Source organism: Bradyrhizobium sp. (genome assembly GCF_035935975.1).
GTDB lineage: Bacteria > Pseudomonadota > Alphaproteobacteria > Rhizobiales > Xanthobacteraceae > Bradyrhizobium.
Map to the genome: position 1 here is coordinate 1 of NZ_DASYWN010000034.1, position 21,154 is coordinate 21,154.

The 21,154-nt window shown below is 65.1% G+C and carries 19 protein-coding genes and 1 tRNA gene; 7 read left to right on the top strand and 13 right to left on the bottom strand.

Features of this window, described 5'->3' with window-relative positions:
• The first annotated feature begins 880 nt into the window (after positions 1–880).
• Genes VGR99_RS17855 through VGR99_RS17880 form a run of 6 tightly spaced genes read left to right on the top strand, consistent with a single transcriptional unit; the run spans position 881 to position 6,008 of the window.
• Positions 881–1,588, top strand: a complete 708-nt coding sequence (locus tag VGR99_RS17855; protein WP_326900063.1) for a c-type cytochrome — start codon at positions 881–883, stop codon at positions 1,586–1,588.
• An 11-nt stretch (positions 1,589–1,599) separates the two neighbouring features.
• Complete coding sequence (locus VGR99_RS17860) at positions 1,600–2,838, top strand: cytochrome c (RefSeq protein ID WP_326900338.1); 1,239 nt, start codon at positions 1,600–1,602, stop codon at positions 2,836–2,838.
• 9 nt (positions 2,839–2,847) lie between these two features.
• On the top strand, positions 2,848–3,024 hold the full coding sequence (locus VGR99_RS17865) for a hypothetical protein (protein ID WP_188103317.1): 177 nt from the start codon (positions 2,848–2,850) through the stop codon (positions 3,022–3,024).
• A complete protein-coding gene (locus VGR99_RS17870) occupies positions 3,021–3,584 on the top strand; it encodes a cytochrome C oxidase subunit II (RefSeq protein WP_326900066.1) in 564 nt (187 codons plus the stop codon). Before VGR99_RS17865 ends, VGR99_RS17870 begins: the two co-directional genes overlap by 4 nt.
• Positions 3,571–5,193 carry a b(o/a)3-type cytochrome-c oxidase subunit 1 gene (locus tag VGR99_RS17875; RefSeq protein WP_326900067.1) on the top strand — a complete coding sequence of 541 codons (1,623 nt, stop codon included), beginning with the start codon at positions 3,571–3,573 and terminating at the stop codon, positions 5,191–5,193. Before VGR99_RS17870 ends, VGR99_RS17875 begins: the two co-directional genes overlap by 14 nt.
• Entirely contained in the window at positions 5,193–6,008 is an 816-nt protein-coding gene (locus VGR99_RS17880; RefSeq protein WP_326900068.1) for a c-type cytochrome, read from the top strand. The genes VGR99_RS17875 and VGR99_RS17880 overlap by 1 nt, the downstream gene beginning before the upstream one ends.
• A 149-nt stretch (positions 6,009–6,157) precedes the next feature.
• Here the strand turns inward: VGR99_RS17880 and VGR99_RS17885 are convergent, their stop codons facing one another.
• Both VGR99_RS17885 and lipA read right to left on the bottom strand, forming a co-directional pair.
• A complete protein-coding gene (locus tag VGR99_RS17885; RefSeq protein WP_326900069.1) occupies positions 6,158–6,628 on the bottom strand; it encodes a type II toxin-antitoxin system RatA family toxin in 471 nt (156 codons plus the stop codon).
• 6 nt (positions 6,629–6,634) lie between these two features.
• Positions 6,635–7,591, bottom strand: coding sequence for a lipoyl synthase (lipA, locus tag VGR99_RS17890; protein ID WP_326900071.1), 957 nt, complete (start codon positions 7,589–7,591; stop codon positions 6,635–6,637).
• Between the two features lie 130 nt (positions 7,592–7,721).
• On the opposite strand from lipA, the gene VGR99_RS17895 reads away from it, so the two are divergent.
• Positions 7,722–8,324, top strand: coding sequence for a DNA-3-methyladenine glycosylase (locus tag VGR99_RS17895; RefSeq protein ID WP_326900072.1), 603 nt, complete (start codon positions 7,722–7,724; stop codon positions 8,322–8,324).
• Between the two features lie 2 nt (positions 8,325–8,326).
• Here VGR99_RS17895 and VGR99_RS17900 read toward each other — a convergent pair whose 3' ends face one another.
• The 11 genes from VGR99_RS17900 to VGR99_RS17950 all read right to left on the bottom strand — a co-directional run bounded on the left by VGR99_RS17900 (position 8,327) and on the right by VGR99_RS17950 (position 21,143).
• Positions 8,327–11,203: a valine--tRNA ligase gene (locus VGR99_RS17900; protein ID WP_326900073.1), complete on the bottom strand. Its 2,877-nt coding sequence runs from the start codon at positions 11,201–11,203 to the stop codon at positions 8,327–8,329.
• A 153-nt stretch (positions 11,204–11,356) separates the two neighbouring features.
• Positions 11,357–12,118, bottom strand: coding sequence for a DUF2497 domain-containing protein (locus tag VGR99_RS17905; RefSeq protein WP_326900074.1), 762 nt, complete (start codon positions 12,116–12,118; stop codon positions 11,357–11,359).
• A 301-nt stretch (positions 12,119–12,419) separates the two neighbouring features.
• Positions 12,420–13,826, bottom strand: a complete 1,407-nt coding sequence (locus tag VGR99_RS17910; protein WP_326900075.1) for a TolC family outer membrane protein — start codon at positions 13,824–13,826, stop codon at positions 12,420–12,422.
• 205 nt (positions 13,827–14,031) lie between these two features.
• Positions 14,032–14,694 carry a protein-L-isoaspartate O-methyltransferase gene (locus VGR99_RS17915; RefSeq protein ID WP_326900076.1) on the bottom strand — a complete coding sequence of 221 codons (663 nt, stop codon included), beginning with the start codon at positions 14,692–14,694 and terminating at the stop codon, positions 14,032–14,034.
• A gap of 139 nt (positions 14,695–14,833) precedes the next feature.
• The gene (locus tag VGR99_RS17920; RefSeq protein WP_326900077.1) at positions 14,834–15,013 is read right to left on the bottom strand and encodes a hypothetical protein; all 180 of its coding nucleotides are present in this window, start codon (positions 15,011–15,013) and stop codon (positions 14,834–14,836) included.
• Between the two features lie 215 nt (positions 15,014–15,228).
• A tRNA-Asn gene (locus VGR99_RS17925) sits at positions 15,229–15,303 on the bottom strand.
• Positions 15,304–15,437: 134 nt separating this feature from the next.
• Positions 15,438–15,806, bottom strand: a complete 369-nt coding sequence (locus VGR99_RS17930) for a hypothetical protein (protein WP_326900078.1) — start codon at positions 15,804–15,806, stop codon at positions 15,438–15,440.
• A gap of 211 nt (positions 15,807–16,017) precedes the next feature.
• A complete protein-coding gene (locus VGR99_RS17935; RefSeq protein ID WP_326900080.1) occupies positions 16,018–17,715 on the bottom strand; it encodes a flotillin family protein in 1,698 nt (565 codons plus the stop codon).
• Positions 17,716–17,739: 24 nt separating this feature from the next.
• A complete protein-coding gene (locus VGR99_RS17940) occupies positions 17,740–18,399 on the bottom strand; it encodes an OB-fold-containig protein (protein ID WP_326900081.1) in 660 nt (219 codons plus the stop codon).
• 10 nt (positions 18,400–18,409) lie between these two features.
• The gene (locus VGR99_RS17945) at positions 18,410–19,573 is read right to left on the bottom strand and encodes a PspA/IM30 family protein (RefSeq protein ID WP_326900082.1); all 1,164 of its coding nucleotides are present in this window, start codon (positions 19,571–19,573) and stop codon (positions 18,410–18,412) included.
• A 1,186-nt stretch (positions 19,574–20,759) separates the two neighbouring features.
• Entirely contained in the window at positions 20,760–21,143 is a 384-nt protein-coding gene (locus tag VGR99_RS17950) for a RidA family protein (protein ID WP_326900085.1), read from the bottom strand.
• Between the last annotated feature and the right edge of the window lie 11 nt (positions 21,144–21,154).

Below are 21,154 nucleotides of genomic sequence, written 5' to 3' on the forward strand. Positions count from 1 at the left end.
TTCGTAACCCTCCTGCAGGGCATAAAGGTTGCTCTATCGACCTCTTGGCGAATATTCCAGCCCCAGATCGCAATCGCCCGGTTCGCTACGGCCTAGGACAGCCAACAAACCAATTCTTGCTCAGCCTCGTCGGGCAAAACACGCAAGCCGTGGGGCAATGCCTTCCCGCAAAAATATTCGCCTTTACAGAATTTCGGAATGCGCGCATTCTCCCGCCACCTCATCCCTGTCAGAGGGGCGTATCGCGATCGTCACGAACGCGGGATGAGCCGTGGTGGACGCGGGCAGCATCGGCGCGAACGACTTCGCAGGGCGGGCAACCGTGAGCGAAACACCTCGCGCATACGACCGGTGCGGCCCAGCGTACGGCAAAACCGTGTCGTCCTGGCGCCCGGGGTCTGTGCGCCAAGTCTTGCGGTGATGCGGCGGTCCGACCGGGCACGTGCATCAGCCATCTGCAAGGCGACGGGGGCAATAGTGCATCGCTCCCCGGGGAGAGCTCGGCATAAGCCGTCAAACCACTGCGCAGGGAAGGCCGGTTGTTGGGCTTCACCTGTATGCCGCTGTGCAGCTTTTGTCGCCGCCTTTCGCACAGTGGACCGTGGGTGCCCGGCCGGCACCCGGTCTTCCCTGCGCCCTCTGACATCGAGGGCGACATGACCAAGCAAGACTCGGGCAGGGACTGCCGCGAGACCGCAGCGTTATGTGGTTGTCAAAAAGCACGCAAATTTTGTCGAATCCGATCGCGATCGCAAATGTGCAACCGCGACCAAACGTCATCACGGATGTCCGACCTTGCGCCGGGAAATATTGGCGCAATAATGCCGCCCTACGCTGTGATCCGGAATCAACCGCACCAGCATTGTGGAGGGCGACGAAATTGTTCGCTCGCGCCGCGGCCTCGGCCGCCGTGACTATCACCTTGGCCGCCTTTGATGGTGCGGCCGCCCAGACTGCCAACCAGCCGCCCGATACGATGGCGGCGCGGGTGGAAGCGTGCACGCCCTGTCACGGCAACAAGGGCGAAGGCACCAGCGACGTCTATTTCCCGCGCCTTGCCGGCAAGCCCGCCGGCTATCTCTACAACCAGCTCCTCGCCTTCCGCAGCGGCCGGCGCAAATATCCGCCGATGAACTATCTGCTGGAATTCCTGCCCGATCCGTATCTCGAGGCGATGGCCGAGTATTTTGCCAGCGAGCACCCTCCGCTGCCGCAGCCCGCGCCGAGCGAGGTCAGCAAGGAAGTCCTCGCGCAGGGTGAGCTGCTGGCCACCAGCGGCGATGCCGGCCGCAACATTCCGGCTTGCGTGAGCTGCCACGGCCCGGGCCTGACGGGCATGCAGCCTGGCATCCCAGGCCTGCTCGGCTTGCGCGCCCCCTATATCAGCGCCCAGCTCGGCGCCTGGCGCTACGGCACCCGCACCGCAAAATCACCCGACTGCATGCAGCTCGTTGCCGGCCATCTGACCGAGGCCGATGTGACCGCGGTTGCGGCCTGGCTTGCAACGCGCCCTGCTCCAGCTAATCCTGCTCCCGTCGCGAAAGGCACCTACGCGCTGCCCTTCGGCTGCGGCAGCCAGCCCAACTGACGAGGCGGATGATGGGCTCGAAACTGTCGATCGTACTGCTCGCATTCGCCGCGCTCACCACGGCTGCGCAGGCACAGGACAAGACCAGCGATGTCATCGCCCGCGGCGAATATCTCGCCCGCGCCGGCGATTGCACGGCGTGTCACACCGCGCCGGAGGGCCGCCTGTTCGCCGGCGGCCGCGCCATGCCGACGCCGTTCGGCACGCTCTACACCTCCAACATCACGCCGGATCCCGACACCGGGATCGGCAAGTGGAGCGCGGACGATTTCTACAAGACCATGCACAGCGGCCGCTTCCCGGATGGCGGTCTGATCTATCCGGCGATGCCGTTCGCGTCCTACACCAAGGTCACGCGCGCCGACAGCGATGCGATCTTCGCCTATTTGCGCTCGATCGCGCCGGTGAACCAGAAGAACAAGCCGCACGAGCTGCGCTTTCCCTACGACAACCGCCAGCTCATCCTCGGCTGGCGCACGCTGTTCTTTTCCGAAGGTGAGTTCAAGCCCGATCCAAAGAAATCGGCGGAATGGAATCGCGGCGCCTATCTGGTCGAAGGCCTCGGCCATTGCGGCATGTGCCATTCGCCGATCAACGCGCTCGGCGGCACCTCGCAATCGGATGCCTTCAAGGGCGGCCTGATCCCGATGCAGAACTGGTACGCGCCCTCGCTCACCTCCAATCGCGAGGCCGGCCTCGGCGACTGGAGCATCAAGGACATCACCGATCTGCTCCAGACCGGCGTCTCCGCGCGCGGCGTCGTCTACGGCCCGATGGCCGAGGTCGTGCACAACAGCCTGCAATATCTCAACGACGAGGATACGCGCGCCATGGCGGTGTACCTCAAGAGCATCGCGGAAGGCTCATCGCCGCCGCCGGCAAGCTCGGTGCTGCCGAATACCGAGAGCAGCCTGCTGATCAGCCTCGGCAAGACCGTCTACGACAAGAATTGCGCGAGCTGTCACGGCCTGCAGGGCGAAGGCAAGCCGCCGCACTGGCCGCCGCTCGCCAACAACCAGTCGATCGAGATGCAGTCGGCGGTCAATCCGATCCGCATGGTCCTCAATGGCGGCTATCCGCCGGGCACCAAGGGCAATCCGATGCCCTATGGCATGCCGCCGTTCGCGGGGCTCCTCTCCGACAACGAGGTCGCCGCCGTCGTCTCCTACATCCGCACCGCCTGGGGCAATCGCGGCACGCCGGTCTCGGCGCGCGACGCCAACGAGCTGCGCTCCGCACCGCTGAACTGAGGATCCGCCATGTTCAATTCCGATCCTCCGACCAGCCCAGCCGCGGCCGACCAGGCCGTCGAGGAGGTCGTTGCCCAGGGACCGTCAGGCGCGATCGTGCTCGCCGGCATCGCCACGGCCTGCGTCGTCGCGATGTGGCTTGCGTTCTATCTGTTCGTGTTCCTGCCGCGCGGGCCGCTGCAATGAGCACAGAGCAAGCTCATGGCAGCGCCGAGGTTGCAGCGCGCGTCGAGCGGCGCTGGGCCACCATCGCCGTGATCATCATCGTCGGCATGGCGCTGCTGGCGGCGTTCGCCGGCATCCATCGCGCGACCATGCCGCAGCCGCGCGTCGAGACCACCGATCCGTCGCGGATTCACCTCTCCGGCGAGTTCGTCGAGAGCAATCTCGGCAGCGTGCTGGAAGCCAATGGCAACGTGACCGTGCGCGCGATCGGCCAGCAATATTCCTTCACCCCGGCCTGCATCGTGGTGCCCGTGGACACGCCGATCACGCTGCGCGCCACCAGCGCCGACGTCGTGCACGGCATCCTGATCCAGGGCACCAACATCAACACCATGCTGGTGCCGGGCTACATTTCCGAGCAGCTGATGCGCTTTGCGAAGACCGGCGACTATCTGATGCCCTGCCAGGAGTTTTGCTCCTTCGGCCACGAGGGCATGTGGGGCAAGGTCAAGGTGATCGACAAGACCGAATTCGCGGGTCGCGCGAAGGGCGGCGGGAGGCTGAGCTGTGTTGGCGAATAGAAAGCTCATCCTCGCCCATTTCTGGCTGGCCTTCGCCGTGTTCGGCGTCGCGCTCACGCTCGGCGCCTGGCAGATGTTCATCCGCAGCCCGATCGGCACCTGGCTGTCCAATCCCGAGCTCTACTACCGCTCGCTGACCGCGCACGGCACGGTGATGGGCTACGTCTTCCCGACCCTGGTCGCGATGGGCTTCGGCTATGCCATCAGCGAGTCCGCGCTGGAGCAGCGCCTGGTCGGCGTGCGCTGGGCCTGGACCGGATTCTGGCTGATCGTGATCGGCAGCGTCATGGCGGTGATCCCGATCGCGCTGGGCCGCGCTTCGGTGCTCTACACCTTCTATCCGCCGCTGATCGGCAACGTCTTCTATTACCTCGGCGTCGTGCTGGTCGTGGTCGGCTCCTGGATCTGGGTCGCGCTGATGTCGATCAATCTGCGCGTCTGGCGCAAGGCCCATCCCGGCGCGCCAGTGCCGCTGGCGATGTTCGCCAATGTCGCGGGCTCATATCTGTGGGCCTGGACCGCGGTCGGCGCCGCGCTCGAGCTGCTGCTGCAGATCATTCCCGTCGCGGCCGGGCTGAAGAACACCATCGATGCCGGGCTCGCCCGCATCTTCTTCTCCTGGACGCTGCACGCCATCGTCTATTTCTGGCTCATGCCGACCTACATCGCCTATTACACCATCGTGCCGCGCGCGATCGGCGGCCGGGTCTATTCCGACACCATGGCGCGGATCTCCTTCATCCTGTTCCTGGTGGTGGCGATGCCGATCGGCATGCACCACACCTTTGCCGATCCGATGGTGGGTGCCGGCTTCAAGTTCATCCACTCGGCCTTCACTGCGCTGGTGGCACTGCCGACGCTGCTGACCGTATTCACGATCTGCGCCTCCATCGAGATCGCGGCACGCCTGCGCGGCGGCCGCGGGATGTTCGGCTGGATGAGGGCCCTGCCCTGGGACAATCCGATGATGCTGGCGCTGGCGTTCTCGTTCGTCATGCTCGGCTTCGGCGGCGCCGGCGGCCTCATCAACATGAGCTATCAGCTCGATGCCTCGATCCACAACACGCAGTGGATCACCGGCCATTTCCACCTGATCTTCGGCGGCGCCATCGTGATCATGTATTTTGCGATCGCCTATGACCTCTGGCCGCATCTGACCGGGCGCGAGCTGATCGATATCCGGCTGATCCGCACCCAGCTCTGGCTGTGGTTCATCGGCATGATCGTCACGACCTTCCCGTGGCACTGGGTCGGCATCTTGGGCATGCCGCGCCGCATGGCCTATTTCGACTTCGGTGATCCCGCGATCGCACCGCAGGCACTGTCGGTGACCTTCTCGGCGATCGGCGGCTTCATCCTGCTGGCTTCAGGCATCATGTTCATCGTCATCCTGGCGCGCGGCATGCGCGCGCCCCAGGCCGATGCCGGGCCCTACCGCTTTGCGGTTGCCGTGCACCAGGCCACGACCGTGCCGGTCGCGCTCAACACCCATGCGCTATGGGTGGCGTTGATGATCGCGCTCACCCTCACCAATTACGGCTATCCGATCCTCAATCTGGCACTTGGCGGGGGCACCTCGGTACCGGCCGTTTACGTGGGAGCGCAGTGATGAGCGCGCGCGACCTCTTTACCTTCGGCAATCCGCATTTCACGCGCGGTGTCGGCATCACTGCGGCGATCCTGATCGTGACGGCGATCGCCGGCTTCATCGTGCTGCCCTTCGCGCAGCCCTGGGTCCAGTTCGCCAATGTCTGGGATGCGATCTGCAGCGCCGCCGGCGTGCCGCAGCGGGCACCAAGCGTCACCGCGCCCGAGCAGAGCAAGCGGCTGTCGGAGGTCGTACTGACCTCGCACACGCTGTCACGTCCGAGCCAGGAGGCGATCGGCCGCGGCGCGACGCTGGCGCAGCGCTGCGCGATCTGCCATGGCCCGACCGGCATCAGCCGCGCGGACTCGCCCAACCTTGCGGGCCAGTATGCTGCAGTGATCTACAAGGAGCTGCACGATTTCCGCTCGGGCGCGCGCACCAATGCGGTGATGTCGCCGTTCGCCGTCAACCTGACGGACCAGGAGATCGCCGATCTCTCGAACTATTACGCCTATCTGCCGCGGCTTCCCGCCTATCACCCGACGCCGCAACTGCCGAAGCCGAACATCGTCATCTACGGCGCGCCGATGCGCGGCATCGCGCCCTGCGGCTCCTGCCATGGCAGCCTCGACAACAAGACCGGCAGCCCGTGGCTGGAGGGACAGTCGGAGGCCTACATGAAGGCCCAGCTCCAGGCTTTTGCCTCCGGCGAGCGCCGCAACGACATCAGCCAGCAGATGCGCAACATCGCGCGTGCGCTGACACCGCAGGAGATCGATCAGGCCGCGGCGTACTATGCCTCGCAGCCGCCGGAGGTGGTGAAGGCGGTGGATTGAGGTGAGCAGCTCGTGCCCCGGACGCAGCGCAGCGCTCCTTCAGCGGTGCGCTGCAGAGCCGGGGCCCATGCTTGGGGCACTCTGGGTCCCGGCTCTGCGCAGCAACGCTACGCGTCGCAGCGCGTCCGGGACACAAGAGTTACGACAACCTACGACGACGCCAGCTTCGGCCGGCCGTAGATCGCGTCCGCCCGCTTTTCGAACGCGGTCGAGAACCGCGCGAAGGCGGCGTCGAACATCGAGCCCATCAGCATCGCCAGCATGCGGCTCCTGAACTCATAGGCGAGATAGAAACCGACGTCGCAGACGCCCTCGCCTTTAGGCTCGAACGTCCAGCGGTTTTCCAGATTGCTGAACGGACCTTGCAGATATTCGACCAGGATCTTGAGATTGGCGCGGTCGAGCGTCACGCGGCTGGTGAAGGACTCCTTCACCAGCTTGAACGACACCGTCATGTCCGCGACCAGCACCTCGGTGCCGTCAGGCTTGGGCATGCGCTGGCGAATCTTCAGCGCGCTGCACAGCGGCACGAATTCCGGGTAGCGCTCGACGTCGGCGACCAGATCAAACATCTCGGACGCGCTGTGATTGACACGGCGCTTGCTCGAAAATTTAGGCATGGCGATTCAACGGGCAGTCGCGGCCCGCGCGGCCTTCAGTCTCGCAAAGTCCTCGCCGGCGTGGTGCGAGGAACGGGTGAGCGGGCTCGCCGACACCATCAGGAAGCCCTTGGTGTAGGCCACCTTCTCGTAGGACGAAAACTCGTCCGGCGGCACGTAGCGCATCACGGCATGATGCTTGCGGGTCGGCTGGAGATACTGCCCGATGGTCAGGAAGTCGACGTCGGCGGAGCGCAGATCGTCCATCACCTGCTGCACCTCGTGGCGCTCCTCGCCGAGGCCGACCATGATGCCGGACTTGGTGAAGATGGTGGGATCGAGCTCCTTGACCCGCTGCAGCAGCCGGATCGAGTGGAAGTAGCGCGCGCCCGGCCGCACCGTCAGGTAACGCGACGGCACGGTCTCGAGATTGTGGTTGAAGACATCGGGCCGCGCCGCGACGACGACCTCGAGCGCGCCTTCCTTGCGCAGGAAGTCGGGCGTCAGGATCTCGATCGTGGTCGAGGGGCATGCGGCGCGGATCGCGCGGATGGTCTGGGCGAAATGCTCGGCGCCGCCGTCGGCGAGGTCGTCGCGGTCGACGGAGGTGATGACGACGTGGGCGAGGCCCAGCTTGGCGACGGCCTCGGCGACGTTCTGCGGCTCGGCCGTATCCAGCGCATTCGGCAGGCCGGTCTTGACGTTGCAGAAGGCGCAGGCCCGGGTGCAGGTGTCACCCATGATCATGAAGGTCGCGTGCTTTTTGTCCCAGCACTCGCCGATATTCGGGCAGCCTGCCTCCTCGCACACCGTGTGCAGGCCATTGGCGCGCACGATGTTGCGGGTGTCGGCGTAGCCGCGGGTGTTGGGGGCGCGCACACGGATCCAGTCCGGCTTCGGCGGCGAAGCGGAATCGGGGCGATTCACCTTTTCGGGGTGACGGGGGCGCAACGGGTTCGAGATAGTGTCGACAATAACGACCATGGTCTGTCCGGTCTGTTCAGGTCCTACCTAATCGGTCTGCTTGCCTGCTGCAACCCGGCTCGCGCCGCTTCAGGGAACATGGCAGATATGGGCATTATCCTGCTCTGTTCTCAGGCGATTCTCACCTCGAATGGCTCCAACCTCGAAAGCCTCTACACCGCGGCTCGGCAAGGCCCTGAAACGGGCCTTTTTCAACCGCGACGTCCGCGAGGTCGCGCGCGATTTGATCGGTGCGACTATGCTGGTCGACCGTGTCGGCGGGATCATCGTCGAGGTCGAGGCCTATCATCATACCGAGCCGGCGGCGCACTCCTACAATGGCCCGACGCCGCGGAACCAGATCATGTTCGGGCCGCCCGGCTTTGCCTATGTCTACCGCTCCTACGGCATCCACTGGTGCGTGAACTTCGTCTGCGAGGGGGAAGGCTCGGCTGCAGCCGTCCTGATCCGCGCGCTGGAGCCGACGCATGGCCTCGCCGCAATGCGCCGCCGCCGCCATCTCCAGGAGGTGCACGCGCTGTGCTCGGGCCCGGGCAAGCTGACCGAGGCGCTCGGGATCACCATCGCGCACAACACCCTGCCCCTGGACCGGCCGCCGATCGCGCTGCATGCACGGACGGAGGATGTGGAGGTCGTGGCCGGCATCCGGATCGGCATCACCAAGGCGGTCGAGCTGCCCTGGCGCTATGGCGTCAGGGGCTCGAAATTCCTCAGCAAGCCGTTCCCGAAATAGGCCTACGAGGCCTGCTTCAGCCGCTCCAGCGCCTCGAGCAGTTTGGCCTTGCGAGCCAGCGCCGCCTCGCGCTTCTCGCGCTCCTCCTCGACGACCTCCTCGGCCGCGTTGGCAACGAACTTCTCGTTCGCCAGCTTCGACTCGGCGCGCTTGATGTCGGCGTCGGCCTTCGCGATCTCCTTGTCGAGGCGCGTGCGCTCGGCCGCGACGTCGATCACGCCCTTCAGCGGCAGCGCGGCGACCTCACCGCGCACGAGCAGCTGGACCGCGCCGTCGGGCGCGCGATCGGCGAACGAGATGTCCGACAGGCGCGCCATGCGCTTGATCACGTCGGTCCAGCGCGGCGCGCGCTCCTTGGTCTCGGCCGATGCGCCCGCAAGCACCAGCGCCGTCAGCGTGGCCGGCGCAATGTTCATCTCGGCGCGCACCGAGCGGATCTGCGTGACGAGGTCGATCACCCAGCCGATCTCGGCTTCCGCCTTGGGATCGGTGAAGTCGGCGTGGTCGAAGATCGGCATGATCAGCGTTGGCGAGATCAGCGGATCGGTCGGACCTGCCGCAGCCGCGAGCATCGCGAGCTGTTCCGGCGTCGGCGCGGTCGACTTCAGCGGCCACGGCGCCAGCGCCAGCAGGCCGTCGCGCTTGGCCGTCACTTCCCACAGCTCTTCGGTGATGAAGGGCATGAACGGGTGCAGCAGCTTCAGGATCTCGTCGCGCGCCCAGGCAACCATGGCGCGGGTCTCGTCCTTGGCCGGGCTGTCGGGACCGAGCAGCACGGGCTTGGCGAGCTCGACATACCAGTCGCAATAGACGTTCCAGACGAAACGGTAGATCGCGCCGGCAGCATCGTTGAAGCGATAGGCCTCGATCGCCTCGGTCACCTCGCGCGTGGTGTGCGCGCTCTCATGCGCGATCCAGCGGTTGAGCGTTTCCTTCGCCTTCGCCGGCTCGAAGCCTTCGGGCACGGCGCAATGGTTCATCTCGGCGAAGCGGGACGCATTCCACAGCTTGGTCGCGAAATTGCGGTAGCCTTCGACGCGGCTGGTGGCGAGCTTGATGTCGCGTCCCTGTGCCGCCATCGCGGCCAGCGTGAATCGCAGCGCGTCCGCACCGTATTCGTCGATCAGGTTGAGCGGATCGATGACGTTGCCCTTCGACTTCGACATCTTGGCGCCCTTCTCGTCGCGGACGAGCGCGTGGATGTAGATCGTCGAGAACGGCACCTCCTTCATGAAGTGCAGGCCCATCATCATCATGCGGGCGACCCAGAAGAAGATGATGTCGAAGCCGGTGACGAGCGCGTTGGTCGGATAGTAGCGCTTCACCTCGGGCGCATCTTCGGGCCAGCCGAGCGTCGAGAACGGCCACAGCGCCGAGGAGAACCAGGTGTCGAGCACGTCCTCGTCGCGGGTGATGAAGCCTTCGCGCTTGTTGCGGTCGAGCGCCATCTCGCGGCCCTGCTCGGCCGTGATGACTTCCTGCTCGACGTAATAGCCGAGCGCGTGGCTGATCGCCTCCTCCTCGGTCTCGGCGACGAACACCTTGCCGTCGGGGCCGTACCAGGCCGGGATCTGATGGCCCCACCAGAGCTGGCGCGAGATGCACCAGGGCTGGATGTTCTCCATCCACTCGAAATAGGTCTTTTCCCAGTTTTTCGGCACGAACGAGGTTTCACCCGAACGCACGGCCGCGATCGCGGGCTTTGCCAGCGTCTTGGCGTCGACGTACCACTGGTCGGTCAGGTACGGCTCGATCACGCTGTTGGAGCGATCACCGTGCGGCACCATGTGGGTGTGCGGCTCGATGCGCTCGACGAAGCCGAACGATTCCAGCCGCTCGACGATGCGCTTGCGCGCCGCGAAGCGGTCGACCTTGTTGAACTCCTCGGCGAATTGCGAGGCGCCTTCCGGCAGGCCCTTCAGATAGTCCTCGTTGTCGAGGAGATCGAGGCAGCCTTCCTTGTCGAGCACGCTGATGCGGCGCAGGCCGTGGCGATTGCCGACCTCGAAATCGTTGAAGTCATGCGCCGGCGTCACCTTGACCGCACCCGAGCCCTTCTCCGGATCGGAATATTCGTCGGCGACGATCTTGATCTTGCGGCCGACCAGCGGCAGGACGACGTTCTTGCCGACCAGCTTCAGGTAGCGCTCGTCCTCGGGATGCACGGCCACGCCGGTATCGCCGAGCATGGTCTCCGGGCGCGTCGTCGCAACGACGATGAAGGTCGTGGCATCCTCGGGATTGAACGTCTTGCCCTCGATCGGATAGCGCAGATACCAGAGGTGGCCCTTCACCTCGGTCTGCTGCACCTCGAGATCGGAGATCGCGGTGAGCAGCTTGGTGTCCCAGTTCACCAGGCGCTTGTCCTTGTAGATCAGGCCGTCACGGTGCAGCTCGACGAACACCTTGATGACGGCCTTGGACAGGCCTTCGTCCATGGTGAAGCGCTCGCGCGACCAGTCGCAGGAGGCACCGAGCCGCTTGAGCTGGTTGATGATGGTGTCGCCGCTCTCGGCCTTCCACTGCCAGACCCGCTCCAGAAACTTCTCGCGGCCCATCTCGCGGCGGCCGGGCTGCTGGCGCTCCATGAGCTGCCGCTCGACCACCATCTGGGTCGCAATGCCGGCATGGTCGGTGCCCGGCTGCCACAGCACGTCGCGGCCGCGCATGCGCTCGAACCGGCACAGGATGTCCTGCAGCGTGTTGTTGAGGGCGTGGCCCATGTGCAGCGAGCCCGTCACGTTCGGCGGCGGGATCACGATGGTGAAGGGCACCGCGTCGCGGCGGTCGGGGCGGCCGGCCTTGAAGGCACGGCTGTCCTCCCACACGACGGACATGCGGGCTTCGATATCGGCGGGTTGGTAATTTTTCTCGATCATGGGCTGCTAAAAAGCCGCGCGGGCCGGTCAAGTCAACGAAAAGGTCAACGGAAAGGCGGCAGCGGAAGGCGCCGCGGCAAATCGGCTTCCCCGCCCGTTCGGAAGGCCGAATATAATGCTTAAGCGCGGCTTAATGAGGGCCCCGGCCGGCCCTTACCGGCCGCCACGCGAGACCCGCTCGATCTCGGCCTTCACGATGCGTTCAACGAGGCCCGGCAGGTTGTCGTCGAGCCAGGATTTCAGCATCGGCCGCAGCATCTCCTTGACCAGATCCTCCAGCGTCCGCGCATTGCTGCTGAGCACCGTGTGGGCCAGGGAGTTGAAGGCGGATTCGACCGCGGAAACGGTCGACTGCGCCAGGATCGGCTGCTGCGGCGGCAGCGGCGGTGCGTCGAAATCCACCGGCGCAAAAGACGGCATCGGCGTCGGGCGCGGCGGCGGCGTTTCGGCGAATTCGAGATCGTCGCGCGGCTCGACCTTGCGGAAACTCGGCGGCGGCGGAGGCGGTGTCGGATCCATCGCCATCTCGTCGGTCAATTCGAGCACGTCGGGCTCAGGCTCCGGCGCGCGGACCTCGGGCGCAGGCGTGGCCGCGTCCAGCCCCGCCAGCAGCGCATCGATATCGTCTTGGCTGTTCGGGTCGGCACTCGCCGCAGGCGGAGGTGCTGGTGGAGGCGCTGCCGGCTTTGCGGCCGGCGGTGGCGCCGGCTTTTCAGCGGCGGGCTTGGTGGGAGCAACCTTGGGCGGAGAAATGCCGTTCATCGCCTGCGGCTTTGGTGCGGGCGCTACGGGAGCCGGCGCGGGCTTGGCGGCCTCGGCCGGCGGCGGCTTGGCCTCGTCGTCAGCAATGATGCGCCGGATCGAGGCCAGAATCTCCTCCATCGAGGGTTCTGTGACCTTTGCAGGCTGCGTCATCTCCGACTCCACATCATCAACGCCCTCGCATGCGCTGTTTTACACCAAGCACGACGGGATTGGCCGGTTCCGGACGGACGCCTCGACATTTTCGTCGCGGCGGCCCGACTTGTCCCCAGTTCACGGCTCAACGTGCAGCGGTGCGCCCTGCCCTCGGCACTCAAGCTTTACGCACACGACATCGAATGCGGGCGAATCGACCCGCATCTTCTTGGCAAGGCTATGTCAGGGATTTTGATGATTGCAAGCAAAGCACCGGTCGGCGTCCGCTGTTTGCGAAGCCGACCGGATGACTACGGGATCAGCGCCCGTCAGGCGTACGCACGCCGACCCAGCTGTCGCGGACCTGCTGGTAGTGCACGCTGGGATCGTAGACCGTGGTGTTGAGACCGAGCACCTGCGGCGCGAGACGGCCGACCGCGTTGAGCACCGAATAGGATGCCACGACGCGGTCATGCTGGGCCGTGACGAGCGCGACGCGCGCGTTGACCAGCGCCTGCTGCGCGTTGAGCACGTCGAGCGTGGTGCGCTGGCCGGCCTTGGCTTCCTCGCGCACGCCGTTCAGCGCGATCTCGGATGCCGTGACCTGCGCCTGCGCGGACTGCACCTGCGCCTTGCCGGCTTCGAGCTGGCCCCAGGCCTGCACGACGTTGGCACGGGTCTGATCGCGGGTGGTCTCGAGATTCAGGCGCTGCTGCGCCAGGTTCTCTTTCGACTGGCGGATCAGCGAATATTCGGTGCCGCCCTGATAGATCGGCACGGAGGCCGTCGCGATGGCGGAGGCCGTACTCGTTCGGAAGACGTTCAAGGTCTGTTGATAGGCCGTGCTGACACCAGCCGCCACCGTCACCGTCGGCAGCAGCGCGCCTTCGTTGATCTTGACCTGGAGATAGTTGACGTCGATGCCGTACATCGCAGCCGTGACGCTGGGGTTCTCCACCAGGCTGAGATTGACCGCGGAGGCGATCGTCCCGGGCAGGAAGCGATCGACCGGCGAGCCTGGGGCCAGGTTCGTCGGCTCGTTGCCGATGATCCGGCGGAAGTTTGCTCGCGTCGTCGTGAGATTCGATTCGGCGGTCAGGGCCTGGGTCTTGCCGGCGGCGAGCTGCGCTTCGGATTGCGCCACGTCGGTGCGGGTGACTTCGCCGACATTGAAGCGATCGCGCGTCTGCTTGAGCGTCTGTTCGAGCACGCGCACGTTGCTGCGCTGAACTTCGAGCGTCGCCGAATCGCGCAGGAAGTCCATGTAGGTCGTGGCAGCCTGCAGCAGGACCTGCTGCTCGAGCACGCGCAACCCCTCGCGGGACCCCGAGACCTGGCTCTCGGCTGCGCGCGTCCTGTTGGCGGTCTGATTGCCGTTGTAGAGCGTCTGGTTAACGGTCAGGCTGGCGCCGTTGGGCTGAAGGGGCAGCGTGGATCCGAGGTTGTTGGCATGGATCGACTGGCCCTTCTGCACCGCCTGGATATCTTGGTATTGATACCCTGTGGTGAGGCTCAAATTGACCCTGGGGCGATAGCCCGACAGCGCCTGCGGCACGTTTTCGTCGGTCGAGCGCACCTGGGCACGCTGCGCGTTGAGTTGCGGATTGTTCTGATAGGCGCGCACCAAGGCGGCCTCGATCGTATCCGCCAAGGCAGGCGTCGGCCCGGCAAGCGCCAGCATCAGGACCGAAACCGCAGCTCCGGTGAAGAGCTTCACCCCATGCATCCCAAAAATTCCGTTCATCTTAACGCCCGACTCGTGCCCGCGAGCTGGGTTACCGTCTACCGAGTGGAGTCGTTGCCCCGCCGCAACATAGGACGCGGAATGGCGCGACGGAACTACCTCAAGGCAGTTCCCGGTGGAAACTCTTCACGTGCAGCATCCCGGCCACACTTCTGATTCAGAACGGGATTTTAACGGGGTTTGGGCGTCAGAAGACGAAGGCGGCGGCCCGTTCCAGCCCGGGAAGGACCGGAGCTGCGGCATCGAACAGCGCCCGATGGCCGAATTCGCCGTGAGTACGGGTCACGATCATGGCCCGCGGCGGCTTGGATTCCGCCGACACCCCTACCAGGCGCCCGCCCTCCTTGAGCTGGCCGAGCAGCCCCTCCGGCACCACCTCGGTGGCGCCGTTGAGGATGATCACGTCATAGGGAGCGGCCGAAGAATCGCCCTCGGTGCAGGCGGCGGCCTTGCAGGTGACGTTGGCGAGCCCGAGGCCGGCAAAGGCGTCCTTGGCCTTCGCGACCAGAGCCGAATCACATTCCGTCGCGGTGACCTGGCGCGCGATCTTCGCGGCCAGCGCGGCGACGTAGCCCGTGGCACAGCCGACCACCAGCACGTTGTCGCCCTCGCCGATCTCGGCGGCCTGGAGCAGCTTGCCGGTAAGCTGCGGCTTGATCAGGTAGCGCTTGGCGCCACCCTCGCTGACGTCGAGATCGAGGTCCAGATAGGCCAGAGCCTGGCGGGCCGCGGGCACGAAGGCCTCGCGCGGAACCGTGAGCATGGCGTCGAGAACGCGGCGATCAGTGACGTCATTGGTGCGCACCTGGCCATCGACCATTTTGAGGCGCGCGGTCGAGAAACCGGACATTGGCGGACCCTGAAATGCGGACGATGCCGCGGACGGAAGTTGCGGCATCTTTGGAACATGCCCGGCGAAAACGCAACATAGCCGTTGGCATGCGCCCGCCAGCGCTTCCGCAACTCACCGCATCAGGGAACAGGATGGATTATTCGATCGTCACAGCGAGGCGGCCGATCAGGGCGGCGACCTCGTCGAGCCGCGCCGAATCGGGCGTCTCGACCGCACGCTTCAGGCAGGCGAGGCATTCATCGTCGCTGAGCTCGGGAACGTCGGCCGGCAGAATCGAGGGAGCCAGTTGGGCGCGGTCGATCTGGACGTGGGGCATGGGAATCAGCTCCGTAAAAATCCGACACCAGCCAAGCTCAATTCGAATTAAGTCGATTTTGGCGCCGCCATGCGGCGATGAAGCTGCCCGGATACACATCTGCTTGAAATGCGATTCTGCGCTGGATTCGGGGAATTGCTGCTCAGAGCCCGCTCAAACGACATCGCACGCCACTTCAAGGCTCGATCTCAACTTCTTGAATTTCAAGCGGAATTTGGCTCCCCGGGCTGGATTCGAACCAGCGACCATCCGATTAACAGTCGGATGCTCTACCGCTGAGCTACCGAGGAAAAGGGCGAACCTTCGTTCGCGCGCGGCTGCGTATAACAAAGCCGCTTGCGCTTGCAAAGGACGAATTCGTCCTGTTCGCAACGCATCTGAGGAAGGACCAAGCGGGCCCCTCCTCCGGCCGTGAGCGCCGAAACTATTCGGCGACGAAGGACGTGGTCTTGGTGCCGGGGTCGTAGCGCAGCCTCAGCACGTTGAACTTGCAGAGGTTGACGTTCTTCCACAGCACGGACTCGTCATAGTTCTGCCAGTCGACGCGGATGTTCCAGACGCAGCCCTCGTCGTCCTCGTCGAACTCGACATAGGTGCTGGCCTGGTTCTGCAAAACCTTCTCGAGCTCGTTGTCCCACTCGTCCATGCCGTCATCAGGTGCGTTGAAGCCCAGGAACTTGATGGCATAGCCGGTCTCGTTGACGACCGAGACGTTGCGGGAATCGGCTGCAAAGGACGCGGTGGCTGCGAGCGAAAGACCGATCGCAACTAGCCCGGACAGAAAATACTTCATTTGAAATTCCCTCGATCGAAACAGGCTCCGGCGCCTGACGTCGATCGGCGCAGGCGCCGCGGCAACGAATGGCGTTGCCTCTCAGGTTTCGTCCGGAGCACGATCGACAGCTTCGACACGCGATCGACCGCGGCTCCGGAGTTGTGCGCGCCGCGAGACGCGCACGGGAATTTCTTATCGATTCGAATTCTCAGCAGCAATGAACCGGCATTCATAGATCGGCGGTGTTTGTTTTCTCCGGTGCGGGCGCCGGCACCGCAGCGCCGTTGCTCTTGCCGGTCACGGCGCCGACCAGTGCCTTCACGGGATCATCGCCCGGCGCAAAGCCGCCCTGGCGGAGGATCTCGTCGATCATCGGACGCAGCGCGTGCACTTTGAGCAACTCGCCGGCGAGGCCTTCGCCGAAGCCGACGCCGCCATTCGCGGCACCATTGCCGCCGCCGAACGCGCCGCCGGTATGAAGGATGCGGACGTCCTTGAGGTTGGCGATCGGCTTCACCATCTCGGCCAGCGCCGACGGCATGATCTCGATCCGCTTCTTGGCGATCTCGAAATCGATCACGTTGCTGCCGAGCTTGTTCTGCGCCTCGTTCTTCATGGTGATGACGGCGGCCTCGGCTTCACCGATGTTGCGGACGCCGACCGCCTTGATCTTGTTGGACTCGGCTTCGGCCGTGGCCAGCGTCTTGACGGCCTCGGCGCGGTCGAGCGAGGCCTTCTTCTCGGCCTCGGCGGCGACGATCAGCTCGGTCGATTTGCGCTCGGCCTCGGTGCGGGCGGCCAGCACCTGGGTGAGACGGGCACGGTCGGCGACCTCGACCGCGCGTGCGGTGACGACCTTTTCCTCCGCGGAGACGGCGATCGCTTCGGCGGTCTTGGCTTCGGCGACGGCTTCGGAGGTCTGCTTGCTCTTGGCCGCGATCTGGATCTCGTTTTCCTGGGTGGCGATCTGGATCTCGCGCTGGGCGTCGGTCTTGCGCTTGTTGATGGCGAGATCCGACTCGATCACCGCGGTCTCCTTGACCTGCTTGGCCCCCGCCTCCTTCTCGGCAACGGCCCGGTCGGTGTCGATGCGAGCGTTCTCCTCGGTCAGGCGCGCGGTCTGGGTCGCGGTTGCAACCTCGGCGCGGGTGCTGGCGGTCTTGTTGGCAATGTCGCGCTCCTGGGAGAGCTCGGCCTCCTTCTTGGTCCGCTCGATCCCGAGGGTCTGCTGCCGCGCCTCGAGGTCCTTCTGTGCGATCGCCACCTCGTTGTCGCGCACGATGGCGTTGCGGTCACGCCTGCGGGTCTCGGTGACGGTCTTCAATTGGGTGAGACCTTCGGCGTCGAAGAAATTCTCCGGATTGAAGAATTTGACGTCGGTCTGGTCGAGCTTGGTCAGCGACACCGATTCAAGCTCGAGCCCGTTCGACTTCACGTCGGACTCGACGGTGGACTGCACGTGCTTGACGAAGTCCGAGCGCTTCTCCTGAAGCTCGAGGATGCTCATGGTCGCCGCGACCGACCGCAGGCCGTCGACGAACTTGGCCTCGACCTGGTTGCGCAGCGCCTCGGCATCGTTGGTCAGCGCACCCAGCGTCTGGCTGGCGAGCGCGATGCTCTCCTCGTCCGGGCGGACGCGCACGTAGAATTCGGCGACGATGTCGACGCGCAGGCGATCCTTGGTGATCAGGGATTCCCGCTCCTTGCGCTCGACCGTCAGCCGCAGCGTCTTCAGATTGACGCTGGCATAGGAGTGGAAGATCGGCAGGATCATGGCGCCGCCGTCGAGCACGACCTTCTTGCCGCCGAGGCCGGTGCGGACGAAGGCCTCGTCGCGGGTGGCGCGCTTGTAGAGAATGGTGAAGACGATCCCGAGGACGACGATCAGCGCGACGCCGATCATGGCCGGGACAGCGATGTCGAACATGACTTTCTCCAATGAAATGACTTGCTAGCTGCTTAGAGTCGGCTTGGAAGGTTTGAGTTCATCCTCGGCCTTGACCGCCACGAAACGGGTGTCGACGCGATCGACCAGCAGGACCAGGGTTCCCTGCGGCAGAGGCGGCGAAGACGGTGCTGCGACCGCCAGCACGAAATGGCGGTTGCCGTGGATGTCGGCGACGCTGACGCGTCCGGGCGGGCCCTGGTCGAGCGGTCCGACCACGACCTCGCCGACGCGGCCGACGAGATCGCCGAGGCCGACGACGTAGCTCTCGTCCTTGGGGATGATCCGCGCGATGGCGCCGCTCGCGGCGCGGACCAGCGGCACCGAAACGGCGACCGCCCCGACCGAGGCGAGCGTCGCGGGCAAGGGACCGGCCACCATCCGCGCGACGTCCTGGATCAGGAAGCCGGTGATGGAGAAGGCGCCAAGCACCAGCAGCAGGAAGATCAGCAGCGGCACGCCGCCGGCATTGATCCAGGAGATGGCGTTGAGCACGCCATTGTCGCTGGGATGGCTGAAATCGATGCTGGTGCCGAGCATCTCGCTCAAGGACGCCCCGACCAGCATCGAGATCACCTCGAGCGAGCCGACGATGACGATCATGGCCGCCGCGATCGCGAACGGCCTGACCTCGGGCGACATGACGTGTTCGAGCAGTGCGCTCATGACACGAACCTCAGGAGCGCGACTTCAACCGTGCGAGCCTCGCCGCAATCTCCTTGTCGCGATGAAGCGCGCTCAGTTCATCGATGTCGCTCGAATACGGGATGCCCTGCGGCACGCCGGTGGCCCGCGCCACCGCCCTGCCCGCACGCAAGGCCTTCGCTGCGGCCGAAGCGCCGCCGGACTTCCGGGGCGAGGTCGAGGCCTGATGGCTCGCCTGGGCCTCGCTCTTTTCGAGATCGGCCCGGCGCAGCTCGGCATCCTGCAGCGCCGACAGCACGGCGCGCAGCGATGTCACGCACTGCTCGATCTTCTCGTTGTTCTCGTCGATGGCGCGGGAGAGCACCTCGAACTGCGCCTCCAGATCCATCTGCCGCGCGATGCCGGCGCGGGCGAGATCGTCGCGGCTGTCGGCGATCGCTCCCTCGATCTTGGCGGCAAGATCGGTCATCTCGCGCTCGATCTCGGTGCGGCGGGCGTTGAGGCGGTATTCCTCGGCGCGCGCGCCCGCGAGCGCATCGCGCGCCTCGCTCTCGGCGCGCTCGATCTCGCGGATGGCCTGGCCGACCACCTTGAGCTTGTTCTTGCCTTCCGCCTGCTCGATCGCGTCGTAAGCGATCCCGGCAATGAGACGTCCGACCCGGGACAGGAAATTGTCGGGGGCGGCAGCGATGGTATCCATAGCGTTCTCCTCCTCTGGCAGACTGTTCGGCGTGACGCCGTAGTGAACTTCAAAGCCGTCGTCGGTGCGGATGAGATGCGCGGGCGCGCTCTGTCCCCAGCCCTCGGCATAGCCGGCGTAGTCGAAGGGCACGCTGAAGCGCCCTTGCACGGTCGCGATCGAAATGGTGGCGGGCCCCTTGATCTTGGCGAGCTTGTCGTCGAGCGGCAGGCGGCGGCCCTGCGCGGCGCGATAATCGGCGCGGTCCCGCAGGCCCAGCGTCACCAGCCGCGACGGCAGCGCGGTTTCCTTCCGGATCGGCTCATAGGCATGGGCGTGCAGCAGCACGACGTTGGAGCCGACATTATGGGTCCGGGCGACCTCGTCCAGGATCTGCATCATGCGGTCATAGGCCTGGAATGTCGCCTCCATGGCCGCCTTGGCGGCCGGGTCAGGGGCAAGCCGGTAACGCAGCGCAGACGGCGCGTTTCGGGGCGACGGGCTCATGGAAAGCACTAAAGCACCATTTTGGTGCTTTAGGAAGAGGAGATGCGATCACGTTCCACTGATCCTTAGGCACTCTATCGGATTAGTCGCTGTCGCCCGGGGCCGCGTTCAAGGCGACCCGTCACCTCTCGATCACCGCCGATCAAGACTTCTTGCACGCGCGGGTTGCAATTTGAGACGAAATGAGCGTTCGGCACCCCCTTTGCCCGCTTGCACCACTCTCGTGTCCCGGACGCGTTGCAGCGTTCTTACGCTGCTGCGCAGAGCCGGGACCCAGGAAGCTGCGCGGCTTGCTGTCGCATGGGCCCCGGCTCTGCAGCGCATCACTTCGTGCTGCGCAGCGTCCGGGGCACGAGACTGAGGTGCGACGCACCAGCCTCTCAACGTCATTGCGAGGAGCGAAGCGACGAAGCAATCCAGAGTCTTTCCGCGGTGGCACTCTGGATTGCTTCCGCCTTCGCCGAAGGCTTCGGCGGACAAGTCGATGCGCTCGCAATGGCGGAGCGAGCAGACATAGCTTCGCCTTCTCGCGGCTCATTTCGCCCGAGCTTTGCCTGGTCACGTCACCCTCCTTTGTCAGAGGGCGCAGGGAAGACCGGGTGCCGGCCGGGCACCCACGGTCCACTGTGCAAAAGGTGACGACAAGAAGCTGCACAGCGGCATACAGGTGAGGCCTAACAACCGGCCTTCCCTGCGCAGTGGTTTGACGGCTTATGCCGAGCTCTCCCCGGGGAGCGATGCACTATTGCCCCCGTCGCCTTGCGGATGGCTGATGCTCAGGCCCGGTTGGGCCGCGACATCACCGCAAGACTTGACGCACAGACCCCGGGCGTCAGGACGACACGGTTTTACCGTACGCAGGGCCCACCGGTCGTATGCGCGACGGCCTCGCTCACGGTTGCCCGCCCTGCGATTGCCTTCGCGCCGGTTGGCCTTGCGTCCACCACGGCTCACCCCGCGTTCGTGACGGTCGCGATACGCCCCTCTGACAGGGATGAGGTGGCGGGAGAATGCGCGTATTCCGAAATTCTGTAAAGGCGAATATTTTCGCCTGTGACGATTGACCGGCCGGTTGGGTGTTTTGCCCGTCGGGCGACACAAGGTCTCGTAGCCCGGGTGAGCGAAGCGACACCCGGGACAACATCCGTGCCGGTCCCGGATATCGCTGCGCTCCATCCGGGCTACGAAACTGTGGTCACGGCCGCCGGCACACGAGGTCGATCTCGATCAACGCGTCATAAGCAAGCCCGGTGACGCCGACGCAGGTGCGGGCCGGCAGCCGATCCGACGGGAAGTAGGTGCGATAGGTCTCGTTCATTGTGGCGTAGTCCTCCTTGAAGCGCGTCAGATAGATGCGCGTCATCACCACATGCTCGAGACCGAGATCGAGACCGGCCAGAACCACCTTCAAATTCTCCATCACCGCACGGGTCTGCGCGACGATGCCGTCGGGGAGCACGCCGGGCGTTTGCGGTGTGTCCGGCATCTGGCCGGTGACGAAGACGAAACCGTCGGTCTCGACGGCGTGGCTGAAGGGCGCGACCGGCTTCGGGCCGCCGCTGATCATGTGGAATTTCACTCGAGATGTCC